General features: G+C 61.7%; 12 protein-coding genes. 3 read left to right on the forward strand and 9 right to left on the reverse strand.

All coding sequences use genetic code 11. The annotated features are described in order from the left end of the window. Positions 1-7: 7 nt before the first annotated feature. From ASG68_RS14980 to ASG68_RS15015, 8 genes are all read right to left on the reverse strand, one after another. Entirely contained in the window at positions 8-2422 is a 2415-nt protein-coding gene (locus tag ASG68_RS14980) for a circularly permuted type 2 ATP-grasp protein (RefSeq protein WP_062583955.1), read from the reverse strand. Positions 2423-2430: 8 nt separating this feature from the next. Then, positions 2431-5760 carry a DUF2126 domain-containing protein gene (locus ASG68_RS14985; protein WP_062583956.1) on the reverse strand — a complete coding sequence of 1110 codons (3330 nt, stop codon included), beginning with the start codon at positions 5758-5760 and terminating at the stop codon, positions 2431-2433. A 152-nt stretch (positions 5761-5912) separates the two neighbouring features. Further along, positions 5913-6305, reverse strand: coding sequence for a VOC family protein (locus ASG68_RS14990; RefSeq protein WP_062583957.1), 393 nt, complete (start codon positions 6303-6305; stop codon positions 5913-5915). Between the two features lie 20 nt (positions 6306-6325). Then, on the reverse strand, positions 6326-6706 hold the full coding sequence (locus tag ASG68_RS14995) for a response regulator (protein WP_062583958.1): 381 nt from the start codon (positions 6704-6706) through the stop codon (positions 6326-6328). A gap of 3 nt (positions 6707-6709) precedes the next feature. Continuing rightward, positions 6710-8716 carry a GAF domain-containing protein gene (locus ASG68_RS15000; protein WP_062583959.1) on the reverse strand — a complete coding sequence of 669 codons (2007 nt, stop codon included), beginning with the start codon at positions 8714-8716 and terminating at the stop codon, positions 6710-6712. Between the two features lie 197 nt (positions 8717-8913). Continuing rightward, positions 8914-9690, reverse strand: coding sequence for a VOC family protein (locus tag ASG68_RS15005; protein WP_062583960.1), 777 nt, complete (start codon positions 9688-9690; stop codon positions 8914-8916). Positions 9691-9757: 67 nt separating this feature from the next. Beyond that, positions 9758-10246 (reverse strand): DUF1579 domain-containing protein, encoded by a 489-nt coding sequence (locus tag ASG68_RS15010; protein WP_062583961.1) that lies wholly within the window; start codon positions 10244-10246, stop codon positions 9758-9760. A 42-nt stretch (positions 10247-10288) separates the two neighbouring features. Next, on the reverse strand, positions 10289-11017 hold the full coding sequence (locus ASG68_RS15015; RefSeq protein WP_062584055.1) for a DUF899 domain-containing protein: 729 nt from the start codon (positions 11015-11017) through the stop codon (positions 10289-10291). Positions 11018-11092: 75 nt separating this feature from the next. Here ASG68_RS15015 and ASG68_RS15020 point away from each other — a divergent pair, with 75 nt between their 5' ends. Beyond that, entirely contained in the window at positions 11093-11539 is a 447-nt protein-coding gene (locus tag ASG68_RS15020; protein ID WP_062583962.1) for a MarR family winged helix-turn-helix transcriptional regulator, read from the forward strand. Positions 11540-11597: 58 nt separating this feature from the next. Next, positions 11598-11996, forward strand: coding sequence for a VOC family protein (locus ASG68_RS15025; protein ID WP_062583963.1), 399 nt, complete (start codon positions 11598-11600; stop codon positions 11994-11996). A gap of 2 nt (positions 11997-11998) precedes the next feature. Here ASG68_RS15025 and ASG68_RS15030 read toward each other — a convergent pair whose 3' ends face one another. Next, a complete protein-coding gene (locus tag ASG68_RS15030; protein WP_062583964.1) occupies positions 11999-12463 on the reverse strand; it encodes a MarR family winged helix-turn-helix transcriptional regulator in 465 nt (154 codons plus the stop codon). A gap of 84 nt (positions 12464-12547) precedes the next feature. Here ASG68_RS15030 and ASG68_RS15035 point away from each other — a divergent pair, with 84 nt between their 5' ends. Continuing rightward, positions 12548-12952, forward strand: coding sequence for a GFA family protein (locus ASG68_RS15035; protein WP_062583965.1), 405 nt, complete (start codon positions 12548-12550; stop codon positions 12950-12952). Positions 12953-12963: the final 11 nt, after the last annotated feature.

A 12963-nucleotide genomic window follows, 5' to 3' on the forward strand; every position in this document is an offset into this window, starting at 1 on the left:
GCATATCTTATCCGAGATAGGTTTGCGCGAGGATATCCGAGAACCGTCCAAGCTCCTGCTCCAGACGGTTGTAGACCGATGCGTCCATGGCCTCGGGCGTCATGACCGCAAGGCCGGCATGCAGGCGCATGGCCTCCCGATAGAACGGTGACATCTGGCCGTTGTTGAAGGCCTTCGGCAGTTGCTCCACTTCCGTCTTGATCTCGTTCAGCTGGTAGAGAACCGAGCGGGGGTTGAGCGGGTCGAGCGCCAGCAGGTCGGTGACGGTCAGCGAGGCGGTGTTGACGTTGTAGCGACGGCGGTGGGTCATGACGCTGTCGCCGATTTCGAGCAGCATGTCATAGGCACCGTCGGGGGCGTTCTCGCCGGAGAGATGGCCGAGCAGGCGGGTCATGTGCAGGCCGCGTTCAAGATAACGGCCGATCGACAGGAAGCGCCAGCCGGTGAAGCGATACATGTTTTCATGGACCAGACCGGCGAAGCCCGCGAGCTTGCGCAGTAGAATGGTCATGGCATGAGTGGCGTCGTCACCGGCCTGCACCGTCGACTGGAATTTCCGGGCGGTCTTGGCGAGGTCGTTCAGCGCCAGCCAACCATCGGCGGAGAAGCGGTCGCGGATATTGCTGGCGGAAAACAGCGCGCTGTTGATGTTCTGGATCAGGCTGTCCGGAACGGCCTGCTTCGTATCGATATCGAGATTGGCCAGATAGTCGCTGATATCCTTCAGCAGCGGATTTTTGCGGTTGGCGGATTCGGCGTAACGGCCGTGCCAGGCGCGCAGGATGCGAAGCGCGCCTTCGGCCCGCTCGATATAGCGGCCAAGCCAGAAAAGATTGTCGGCCGCACGGCTCGGCAGGCTGCCAGGCATGATGCGGATGAAGCTTTCTTCGGCGGGAAGCAGCGTCGAGCGTTCGACGGGCTTTTGGCTGACGATCCAGACATCGGCGGCCGAGCCGCCCGCCTGCATGGCGATCGCCGCTGCGTCGGCGCCGGAGCCGATGCGGGCGAAACCGCCGGGCATGACCTGCCAGCCGTCACGGGTGCGGGCCGCATAGACCCGCAGGCTCATCGGCCGCGGCGTCAGCTTGCCATTGACCCAGGCCGGCGTGGTGGACAGCGTCACGACTTCCTGGCCGACGAGTTTCGGGCCATCGGTCAGGAGCCAGTCGGCGACCGAGGTCTTGGCCGTCTCGCGCAGCGACGAGCCGAGAACGGACTGGCCGTTGTCGTCGAAGAAAGGGCGGGTGGAATAGGCGGGGCCGATGACCATCTTCTCGATATTGCCGGCGACCTGATCGCGCTCCGGCTGCTGGCCGCACCACCAGGTGGCGATGCTCGGCAGCAGTTGATCCTCGCCCAGAAGATGTCGGCAGATGTTCGGTAAGAAGGCGAGGAAGGCGCGGGTTTCCAGAATGCCGGAGCCGAGCGAATTGACGATCGACACGGACCCCGACCGCAGTGCCTCGACGATACCAGGCGTGCCGATATGCGAACCCTGGTTGAGTTCCAGCGGATCGGCGAAGGCGGCATCGAGACGGCGCCACAGGACGCCGACAGGCTTGAGGCCGGCGACGGTGCGCACCATCACCCGACCATCGACGACGGTCAGATCCTCGCCCTCCAGCAGCATGAAGCCGAGGTAACGAGCGATATAGGCGTGCTCGAAATAGGTTTCGTTGGCAACACCCGGTGTCAGGACGGCGATGCGGTCATCGGGATGCTTCTTGCGCGCCTGCAGCGTATCGCGGAAGGCGCCGAAGAAGCCGGCAAGGCGATGGACATGGGTTTCCGCATAAAGGTCCGAAAAGGCGCGGGTCGTGGCGACTCGGTTTTCCAGCGCAAAGCCGGCGCCGGAGGGCGCTTCCGTGCGATCGGACAGGACCCACCAGTTGCCATCCGGCCCGCGACCGATCTCGAAGGAAATGAAATGCAGGAAATGACCGTCAGCCGGCAGGACGCCGACCATAGGGCGCAAGAATTCGGGATTGGAGGCGACCAACGAGGGCGGCAGGAAACCTTCGGCGACCAGCCGGTTCGGCCCATAGATGTCGGCGGCGATGCGCTCCAAGAGTTCGGCGCGCTGGACGAGGCCTTTGGAAACGGCCTGCCATTCATTGTCGTCGATCAGGACGGGGACATGGGAGAGCGGCCAGCTGCGTTCCGAATTCTCCTTCGTGCCATAGGCGCGGTAGAAGACGCCGGCATCGCGCAGGTAACGGTCGGCGCGGGCGAAGCGGTTGGAAAGCTCCGTTTCGTCCATACGGCCGATGGCGGAGAGAAAATGCTGCCAGACCGGCCGGACATTGCCGTGCGTATCCAGCATTTCATCGGCAATGCCGGGAAGCGCACGATAGCCAAAAACCGGATCGTTTCCGGTCCGGTTTTCCCTGCGCGTCGCTTCCGCCGTCTGCTTCTTGGACATTTACGTCTTTACACTCCTGGCGGACGCCGAAGGTCGAGCGTCAGCGGAAATTCTGCTGATGGTGTTTCCGCAACAAGAGCGTAAGCGCCTGCAGTGTGACCCCACGGTTCGAAGCGTGCCAGTCTGCGGGCTTCCGCCTCATTGCCGTTCACCGGGAAAGTGTCGTAGCTGCGCCCGCCGGGGTGGGCAACATGATAGATGCACCCGCCGATCGAACGCTTCGACCATGTATCATAAATGTCGAATGTAAGCGGTGTGTTAACCGGCAAACTGGGATGCAAACCCGACACCGGCTGCCAGGCTTTGTAGCGGATACCGGCAACGGAAACACCGTTGACACCGGTCTTGGTCAGCGGCAGCGCACGGCCGTTGCAGGCGACGGTGTAGCGCTCCGGATTGGCAGTTTCGAGCTTGACCTGCAAGCGCTCCACGGAGCTGTCGACATAACGCACCGTGCCGCCGGGCGCGCCTTCCTCGCCCATGACATGCCAGGGTTCGAGCGCCTGTCGCAGTTCCAGCTTGGCACCCTCGTATTCGACCTCGCCGCAGAACGGGAAGCGGAATTCGAGCTGTGCCTCGAACCATTCCGGTTTCAGGTCGAAGCCATTGGCGCGCAGGTCGTTCAGGAGGTCGAGGAAATCCTGCCAGAGGAAATGCGGCAGCATGAAGCGATCATGCAGCGTCGTGCCCCAGCGCACCAGCTTGCCTTCGGCCGGGTTTTGCCAATAGCGGGCGATGATGGCGCGGACCAGCACCTGCTGGGCCAGGCTCATGCGGGCATTCGGCGGCATTTCGAAGCCGCGGAACTCGACAAGCCCCAGCCGCCCTGTCGGGCCATCCGGCGAAAACAGCTTGTCGATACAGATTTCCGAGCGGTGCGTGTTGCCTGTGACGTCGGTCAAAAGATTGCGGAACAGGCGGTCGACCATCCAGGGCAGGGGCGCCTGCGCCATGCCGGGCAGTGGCACCTGCGCCATGGCGATTTCGAGTTCGTACAGCGTGTCATGCCGCGCCTCGTCGACGCGCGGCGCCTGGCTGGTCGGGCCGATGAACATGCCGGAGAACAGGTAGGACATCGACGGATGCCGCTGCCAGTGAAGCACAAGGCTCTTCAAGAGGTCCGGCCGGCGCAGGAATGGGCTGTTGTTGGGGTTCTGGCCGCCGACCACGACATGGTTGCCGCCGCCGGTGCCGGTGTGGCGTCCGTCGATCATGAACTTGTCGGCGCCGAGGCGGGTGAAGCGGGCTTCCTCGTAGATCGCCGTGGTAATGGCAACGCAATCGGCCCAATTGGAGGCCGGATGGATGTTGACCTCGATGACGCCTGGATCGGGCGCGACGCGCATGACGTTGATGCGCTCGTCCTGTGGCGGGGAGTAACCCTCGATATGGATGGGCAGGCCGAGATTGGCGGCAGCCTGCTCGGCGGCGGCGATCAGGTCGAGATAATCCTCGATGCGTTCGACGGGCGGCATGAAGACGCAGAGGCGGCCGTCGCGCGGCTCGACGCTCATGGCTGTGCGCACGGCGCCACGGATGTCACCGGCGGAACCCGAAATGTTTTGTTCGTTGCGATCCTGTTGCGGTTCGCTCGCCTTGCGCGAGGCCTCCGCCATCGCCCTTGCCGGCGCGCTGTAATCCGGCAGCGGTTCGCGCGGAATGGAGGGGTCGGCCTGATGGATATAGGGATATTGCGACGGCGGCACATAGGGAAGAGTGCCCAGCGGCATGCGGAAGCCGATCGGGCTGTCGCCCGGGATGAGAAATATCTTGCCGCGGCGCGTGCGCCAGCGCTCGCTGACCCAGCGGCGACCGTCAGCCTTGGCATTCCAGGCCTGAACCGGGAGGATGTAACCGGTCGGCGTCGTCAGGCCGCGCTCAAACACCTTGGCAATGCGGGCGCGTTCTTCCGGGCTTTCGAGCTTGGAGTTGGAGGGGTCGACGTTTTCCGGCAGGCTGCCTTCCTTGATGATCCATTCGGCTGGATCCTCGAAGGCAGGGATGATCATGTCGGGCTCGATGCCGAGTTCCGTGGCGATGCCGGTCAGAAGCGCGTCGGCTTCCTTGTCAGTGACCTTGGTATCCTGGCCCTCGGCGGCGATCAGGGCCGGATCATGCCAGATCGGCTTGCCGTCCTTGCGCCAGTAGAGCGAGAAGGTCCAGCGCGGCAGGCTTTCGCCCGGATACCACTTGCCCTGGCCGTAATGCAGGAAGCCGCCGGGGGCGAAGCGCTCGCGCAGCCGACGGATCAGTTCGTCAGCCTTGTCGCGCTTGGTCGGGCCGACGGCGCCGGTATTCCATTCCTCCGATTCGAAATCGTCGATGGAAACGAAGGTCGGCTCGCCGCCCATTGTCAGGCGCACGTCTGCGCCGTTCAGCACCGTGTCGACGTGTTCGCCGAGCGCGTTCAGCGCTTCCCAGCTTTCTTCCGAAAACGGCTTGGTGATGCGCGGATGTTCGGCAACCCGCGACACCTTCATCTCGAAGTCGAAGGTCGTGTTGGCATCGCCGTAGAGGCCACCCGAGATCGGGGCGGCGTTGCGATAATGCGGCGTGGCGGCGAGCGGGATATGACTTTCGCCGGTCAGAAGCCCGGACGTTGGATCAAGCCCGACCCAGCCGGCGCCGGGGATGTAAACCTCGCACCAGGCATGCAGGTCGGTGAAATCCACCTCGGTGCCGGAGGGGCCATCAAGCGCCTTCAGGTCAGGGGCGAGTTGGATGAGGTAACCAGAGACGAAGCGGGCAGCGAGGCCGAGATTGCGCAGGATCTGCACCAGCAGCCAGCTGGAATCGCGGCAGGAGCCGAGGGCCAGTTGCAGGGTCTCCTCCGGCGTCTGGACGCCGGGCTCCATACGGATGACGTAATTGACCTTCTGCTGCAGGCGGGCATTGAGGCCGACGATGAAATCGATCGTGCGGGTCGGCGTCAGGTCGATCGTGTCGATATAGGCCTTCAGCGCCGGGCTCATCGGCTCCGGCTGCATGTAGATCTTCAGGTCGTCGCGGATGTCTTCCGGATATTTGAACGGGAATGTCTCGGCTTCCTCCTCGATGAAGAAGTCGAAGGGATTGTAGACCGTCATGTCCGCGACGAGATCGACCTCGATCTTCAGTTCGGTGACGGGATCGGGGAAGACGTAGCGGGAGAGGTAGTTGCCGTAGGGATCCTGCTGCAGCGTGACGAAATGGTTTGCCGGCGTCACTTTCAGCGAGTGGCTGATCACCTTGGTCTTGGAATGGGCGGCGGGCTTCAGCCGGATGATCTGGGGGCCGAGTCGAACGGGCTTGTCATACTTGTAATGCGTCAGATGATAGATACTTGCCTTGATCGCCATGCGGATCTTTTTCCCCTCGATGATGGGTCTTTGCCATCCTTGGGAAGATTTTGTGCAATGCAAAGGGAGATTGCAAGGCGGAATTCCCGACGGGAAGATTCATTTCCCGTCGCTATGTTGCAGCATGCTCACTCTGCTGAAAGTTCAATCGCCTAGCTCAATTCCTGGGCAATTTCCCAGGCATGCCCAGACGGATCGGCAAAGGCGGCAGTACGGCGGCCCCACGGGCGGTCGATCGGGCCGTTCAGGAAGGTCACGCCTCGCTCGATCAGGTCGGCGTGGGTGGCGTTCACATCCTCGACCCGGATGGTCAACAGGATGCGGGAGCCCGAAGACGATGGCGCGACCGATAGCGGGGTCACCAGTTCGGGCGCTTCGGTCGCCTGAAGCAGGTTCACCATGATACCGCCGAATGTCATGACGGCGGAGACGGGGTCTTCATAGACGATCTCGGGCTCAAAGATATTTTGGTAGAAGCTCTTTGACGTGCCGATATCATCGACGAACAGGGTGATGACTTCGATGGTGTTGAGTTGCGGCACGATTAGTCTCCCATGTTTTCCAGTCAGTGCCGCGCCATCCTCTGCAGGGTGGCGGCCACCTTGCTGCTGTCGTAGGGTTTGGGAAAGAAGACGCTTCGTTCCGGTAGGTCCAGATCGGAGATCTGCCGGTGCCCTGATGTGATGATGATCTCGATCGGCGGCCAGCGGTCGCGCACGGCCGCGGCGAGCATCATGCCGTCGATGCTGCCGGGCATGTCGATATCAGTGAAGACGATGCGGATATCGGTGCGCGCTTCCAGAATCTTGACGGCCTCATCGGCGTTGGCGGCCTCAACCACCTCGAAGCCCGCATCCTCGACAAGGTCGACCGCCATCATGCGCAGCAACGGTTCGTCCTCGACGACGAGGACGATACGTTTGTTGATGGGTGTGGACTGCGCCATGATTTACTTCGCCTGCTGGAGCTGGGAGAGAACGGCAGTCATTTCCACCATGAACCCTGAATGCCGGTAACTCGCGACAACGTCGCCGGTTCCGGTCAGACCCATATTTATCAGGCGCGAGCCGAAGCCCTTGCGCGCCGGTTCGGTGGCGGGCGGGCCGCCTTCTTCTGTCCACCGGAGACGGAAGTTGCCCTCGTTGCCCACGCCATCGATCGACCAATCGATCGACACGCGACCGGTGGGGCTGGATAGCGACCCGTATTTCACCGCGTTGGTTGCCAGCTCATGCAGGACAAGCGAAAGCGAGAGGCTGCTCCTCGGGCCGAAGGTGAAGGCCGGGCCGGAGATATCGAACCGTTCGGACATGCCGAGTGTCTCGATACTGCTGGCCACAAGTGCCGCGACATCCGCGCCGGTCCAGTTTTGAACGAGCAGGGCGTCATGGGCCGTGCTCAGCGCCTGCAGCCTCTTTTCGAAATTGGAGACATGATCGCGTTCGGTCACATGCCTGAGCGTCTGCGATGCGATCGCCTGGACCATGGCGAACGTGTTCTTCAGGCGATGGCCGATTTCGTGGTTGAGAAGATGCTGGTCCGATTCCGCCTGCAGGCGGGCAAGCGCGCTCTGGATGCGGTTGCCGAAGCTGCGGATGAAGGAAATCTCTTCATCGCTCCATTCATAGGGACGGTTGTGATGGACGAAGACGACGAGGCTGAACTTGCCATGGTCGAAGATCGGCAGGTTGACGAGGACCCGAATGCCGATATCGATGAGCGCCTTGGCATTGGCTTGGGTGCGCGGGTCCGTCAGAACGTCGGTGATGATCACCGGTTTTCCTTGCTTCAGGTCCTCGATGAACGTGCCATAGGCGCGGAAATGGTGGAGGCCGGCGAGGCTTTGGATGTCCGGTGCCCGCCATTCCGGCTGCATCATGACTGTTTCGGCCACGATATCGACGATGCCGAAACCGGCCCGGGTGGCATCCAGCGCCTTGGCCATGAGATCGGAGGCGACGAGCGCGATGGATTCGATTTCATCGAGGTCCCGCAACCGGTCTTCGAGATCGAGCAGGGCTCCGGTGCGGGCAAGCGAGCGCTTCTGCGCGGTGATGTCCTGGACCGTGCCGAGCATGCGAACGGGCTTGCCATCGTCGTCATGTTCAAAGGTGGCGTGGCGGGCGATCCATCGGACCCCGTGTTGTGGTGTCAGGATACGGTACTCCACATCCGGATCGGCATTGCCCTCTTCGCGGTTCGCCGTGTTCGAGCGCAACGCCTGGTCTTCCGGCAGGACCATGGCCTCGAACGTCTTTGCCGGATAGGATTCCGCAGATGGTACGTTGAAGATGCGGTAGAATTCGGCCGATCCCTTCAGGTTACCGGTCGCGATATCCACCTCGAAAGTCCCGATGCGGCCGGCCTCCTGGGCCGCCAGCGTTTTGCTGGCGCTGGAGCGGATGCTGGCGGCGATCGATTTCTGTCGCTTGAACAGTTCGTCCTTGCGGCGGGACACGCGACGCGCCTCAAGCAATAGAACGACCTGCCGCGCCAGGGCTTCCAGCGCTTTCGTCTGTGCTTCATCCAGGCCTTGCGGCCGTGTCACCGTATCGATGACACAGAGCGTGCCGATGATGGTGCCATCCGGCACGATCAGGGGCGCACCGGCATAGAAGCGGATATGCGGGGCGTCGGTCACCAAGGTATTGGTGCGCGTGCGCGCGTCCTGCGTCAGGTCCGGGATAACCAGGATGTCGGGATTGCCGAGGGCATTCGCGCAGACGGATTGTCCGATTGGCGTTTCGCAGGCTTCAAAACCGATGCGGGCCTTGAACCACTGGCGCCCGACCTCGACCAGGCTGACGAGCGCGACCGGCGTCTTGCAGAGCACGGACGCGACAAGAACGATATCGTCGAATTCCGGCTCCGGTTGCGTGTCGAGAATGTCGTAGGCCTCGAGGGCTTCCAGGCGTTTTTGGTGGTCTATGTCGGCGGCGTCGAACAGCGGGAACAACGAAATCTCTGCGATACAAATAGGGAAGGGGCGCGCCCGCCGCTGGCTTTCATCAACCGGCATGCACTCGAAAGAGAAATCTAGCGCGCGTCGCAACCCCGTCAAGCCAGCCGCACCGCGGCGGCGGGGATATGTGGAGGGCAAGAAAAAGCGCCGCCGTCGAAACGGCGGCGCCCGTCCCGATGCGCCGTGGCGGATCAGCGTTTCATCGAGACGAGATTGAAATAGGCGCCTTGCGGATCGACACAATTGACGACCCAGGCGCCACCCGGCACTTCCATCGGGCCGTTGACGACCTTGCCGCCCTTGGCATTGGACCGTTCGATCGAGGCGTCGAGCGCAGCGACGTTGAAATAGAAGCCCCAGTATGGCGGCATGGGCATGTCCGCAGACTTGGTCATCATGCCGCCGATCTGTGCGCCATCATGGGCGAACAACTGGTAGTCCCCCATCTCGCCCATCGGAATGGTCTGGTCTTTCGTCCAGCCGAACATTTTCTGGTAGAAGGCCAGATCGGTGTCGAGGTCGCCGGCCATCAGTTCGTGCCAGCCGACATTGCCGTCCGCCATCTGCGAGATTTCCGGCATTTCGCCGTCGCCATCGCCCTTAAACAGCGCGAAGACCGCGCCGTGCGGGTCCGTGACAACGGCGAAGCGTCCCACGCCGGGGATGTCCTCGGGTTCGCGATGTACCGTGCCGCCAAGTTCGGCGAGCTTCTTGGCGGCGGCATCGACATCATCGACGCCGATATAGCCGAGCCAGGCCGGCGGTACGTCCATTTTCAGGGCATTTTCCGGCATGGTCATCAGCCCGGCAATGCGGGCGTCGCCTGCCTTGAACAGCGTGTAGTTCGCGCCGGGCATTCCGGAATCGACGGAGGTCCAGCCGACCACGTCATCATAGAATGCCTCGGCTGCCTCGGTGTCGGTGGTCATCAGTTCGTACCAGACGAACGCGCCGTGTCCCTTGCTCATTGTCATTCCTCCATTTGTGTTTTTCCGGGGTCGCCCAGCTGAAACGTTCAGCCGTGGAAACAGACCGTCAGACTGCCGACACCCGGTGATAATCGCATGACATGATTGGCTGCCAAGTTCCGTCAGCAGTCTGGACGCGGGACGAAAAGTTTCGCGTGTCCGCATCCCGGATGGTCATGATGTCCTGATAGCGGGCCGTGCGCCCGGTATTGCCGAAATCTGGGCCATCGCAGTCGAGTGTCAAGACCTTGCCGGTCTCATCGAGCGTGCCTTCGTAAACCCAGAGATTCGTCATGGCGGAACTGACGAAGGATCCGACGTAGCGCTTTTTCAGCGGATCGTAGCCCAGCGACAGGATATTGGTCGCCGAGCTGCCATCCGGCATAGTGCCCGTGGTTTCACAGACGACCCAGGTTCCGTTCAGCGAGCGCGCCGTCTCCTGCCAGTCGCCACCCGAATCGCTGTGATCGCTGCCTTCCGGCATATGGAAGACGAGACGCCATTTCCCCACGAGCTGCTCCAGCCAGCGGTGTTCTTCCGCAAGGTCTGCCTTCATCGCTACGGTCTCCTCTCTGAAGCGATTGCCGGTCAGGCTGGATCAGGCGCAGCAGGAATGCGCTTTCGGCGCTTCTTCATATTCGTCGTGGCGTTTGACGAAGCTCAGCGTGCCCGTCTCGTTGCGGCCCTTCGGCGCCCGGTCGAGGATCATCAGCGTGGTGAGGATTTCCTCGCCGCCACGGGCATAGTCGGAATAGGTGTGGTAGATATTGCCGGCCTCGTCGCGAATGAAGGCGCTCATGCCGGGAAGCTCGTCATGCGCCTGATCGCGCGGCGTTTCGCGGAAATTGTAGAACACCGAGCCGCTGTCGAGTTCTTCCTTGGTGAAGGAGACGTGGTAGTCGAAATTGAAGTCGCTGTTGAACGAGGAAACCCAGGGAGCTTTCCAGCCCATGCGCTTCTTGTAGGCCTCGATCTTGTCGAGCGGCGCACGCGAAACGTTGACATAGGTGACGTCGTGATTATTGAGATGGGCAAGCGTGCCGTCGATATGATCGGCAAGGAACGAGCAGCCCGGGCAGCCGGCGTCCCAGTCGGGGCCGAACATGAAGTGATAGATCATCAACTGGCTGCGGCCATCGAACAGGTCTGCCAGTGTCTTCTTGCCAGTGGGCGTGTCGAATGTGTAGCTCTTGTCGACCTTGACCCAGGGCATGGCCTGCCGGTCGGCGCGGATCTTGTCGCGCAGTTTCGTCTCTTCCTTTTCGGTGGCGAGCAGCGCCCTGCGGGCTTCGAGCCATTCCTCGCGCGATACAACCGGATTGCTCAACATCGTTCATTCCTCCTCAAGAAATCGCGTTTCGTTCCCGTTGACTAAATAGGTTGATATCAACATTATTCGGTCATGTCAAAGCCCATCGTGATTCCTTTCGAAACGACCCTGCATGTGAAGGACACCTGCCTGTGTCTGCATGTGCAGCGTGCGGCGCGGGCCTTGGCGCGGAAATTCGACGATGCGTTGCGCCCGTTCGACCTCACGAATGGGCAATTCTCTCTGCTGATGTCGCTCAATCGGCCGGAGCCGCCGGGCATGGGGCCGGTTGCGCATCTGCTGGCCATGGACCGCACCACCCTGACGGCAGCACTCAAGCCGCTGGAAAAGCGGGGACTCGTTGTGACCATGACCGACGTCAAGGATCGTCGGCTGCGGCGGATGAAGTTGACCCCTGCGGGACACGCGCTGCTGTTTCAGGCGCTGCCCGTCTGGACAAGCACGCATGCCGAGGTCGATGCGGCGCTCGGCGAGGGGCGGCCCGACCGCTTGCGATCCGATCTTCTCGCCCTAGCTTAAGCGTGAGACCCTTCCAGCCGGAGGGGAGGACATCCGCAAGCCAGAGGAGAGACGGTCGATGAGGATGATTTTCGTGAACCTGCCGGTAAAGGACGTGGTGCGTTCCAAGGCGTTTTTCGGCGGGCTCGGGTTCACGTTCAATCCCGAATATTCCAGCGATGACACGCTGTGCATGATCATCGAGGAAAACATCTTCTGCATGCTGATGAATGAGGCACGGTTCAAGGAATTCATCATCCGCGACATCGCAGATACGACCAAGGTGACAGAAGTGCTGACCGCGCTTTCGGCCAGCAGTCGCGCCGAGGTGGACGACACGCTCGCCAAGGCGCTGGCGCTCGGTGGCAAGGAGTGGCGGCCGATCATGGACTATGGCTTCATGTATGGCTGCAGCTTCCAGGATCCGGATGGCCACGTCTGGGAACTGGCCTATATGGAGCCGCAGCAGGCCGATTGAGTTCAGCCGCCCAGCGGCTTTGGCGCGGACAGCTGCTCAAGCAGCCGGGTGAGGGTTTCGGTGGTCAGGCGCAGGTCCTGTGCGTTCACCGCCGCTCCGAGCGAGTCTGCCCAAGAGGCTTGGCGGATTTGGATATCGCGCAAAACCGTCTCGCCTTCCAGCGTCAGCATCAGCAGCTTGGCGCGCTGGTGGGCGGGGTTTTCCTCGTATCGCACAAGGCCTTCCTTTTCGAGAAGATCAGCGATGCGCTGCACGCCCTGACGCGCCAAACCGAGCACGCGGCCGATTTCGGCGACCGACATGCTGGCATGGCTGGCGGCAGCCAGAACCTGCCAGCGGGCACTGGTCTGGCCCGACGGCTTGGCAAGCATATCGCCTGCTGCCGTGAGGTGGGCGGCAAGCCGGATGACCGAAATCGAGAAGTGCGAGAAGGCGTCGCCTGCGGCGGTGCGGGTTGGTTTTTTCATATTGACAACATATTGTCATTCTGTAGGATGCGGATATGACAATATGTTGTCATATTTTGATGTGGCAGGCAAGGGAGAGCCGGCATGAAGATGACCTATATGGGAAGCTGCCACTGCGGCAAAGTGCGTTTCGAGGCGGATATCGATCTCGATGCGGGGACGGGCAAGTGCAACTGCTCTATCTGCACCAAGCGCCGCGCCTGGAGTGCGTTGATCAAGCCCGAGGATTTTCGTCTTCTGTCGGGTGCCGACGAGATGGGGGAATACCAGTTCGGCACGATGAGCGGACATTACCGCTTCTGCCGAACCTGCGGCATCATGCCGTTCAGCGATGGTTATATCGAGCAGATCGGCGGTGCCTTTGTGTCGGTCAGCCTCGCCTGCCTTGACGATCTCGATCCATCGGTTCTGGCGGAGGCACCGGTCACCTATTCGGACGGCCGCAACAATGCCTGGTGGAATACGCCGGCGGAGACGCGGCATTTGTAGCCGTCACCGAC

It is taken from the genome of Rhizobium sp. Leaf453 (assembly GCF_001425605.1).
In the GTDB taxonomy this organism is placed as follows: domain Bacteria; phylum Pseudomonadota; class Alphaproteobacteria; order Rhizobiales; family Rhizobiaceae; genus Pararhizobium.

What these genes read in the sequence shown, in the direction of transcription:
- ASG68_RS14980 (WP_062583955.1), bottom strand. Translation starts at nt 2,422, where the DNA reads ATGTCCAAGAAGCAGACGGCGGAAGCGACGCGCAGGGAAAACCGGACC.
- ASG68_RS14985 (WP_062583956.1), bottom strand. Translation starts at nt 5,760, where the DNA reads ATGGCGATCAAGGCAAGTATCTATCATCTGACGCATTACAAGTATGAC.
- ASG68_RS14995 (WP_062583958.1), bottom strand. Translation starts at nt 6,706, where the DNA reads ATGGCGCAGTCCACACCCATCAACAAACGTATCGTCCTCGTCGTCGAG.
- ASG68_RS15005 (WP_062583960.1), bottom strand. Translation starts at nt 9,690, where the DNA reads ATGAGCAAGGGACACGGCGCGTTCGTCTGGTACGAACTGATGACCACC.
- ASG68_RS15010 (WP_062583961.1), bottom strand. Translation starts at nt 10,246, where the DNA reads ATGAAGGCAGACCTTGCGGAAGAACACCGCTGGCTGGAGCAGCTCGTG.
- ASG68_RS15020 (WP_062583962.1), top strand. Translation starts at nt 11,093, where the DNA reads ATGTCAAAGCCCATCGTGATTCCTTTCGAAACGACCCTGCATGTGAAG.
- ASG68_RS15025 (WP_062583963.1), top strand. Translation starts at nt 11,598, where the DNA reads ATGAGGATGATTTTCGTGAACCTGCCGGTAAAGGACGTGGTGCGTTCC.
- ASG68_RS15030 (WP_062583964.1), bottom strand. Translation starts at nt 12,463, where the DNA reads ATGAAAAAACCAACCCGCACCGCCGCAGGCGACGCCTTCTCGCACTTC.
- ASG68_RS15035 (WP_062583965.1), top strand. Translation starts at nt 12,548, where the DNA reads ATGAAGATGACCTATATGGGAAGCTGCCACTGCGGCAAAGTGCGTTTC.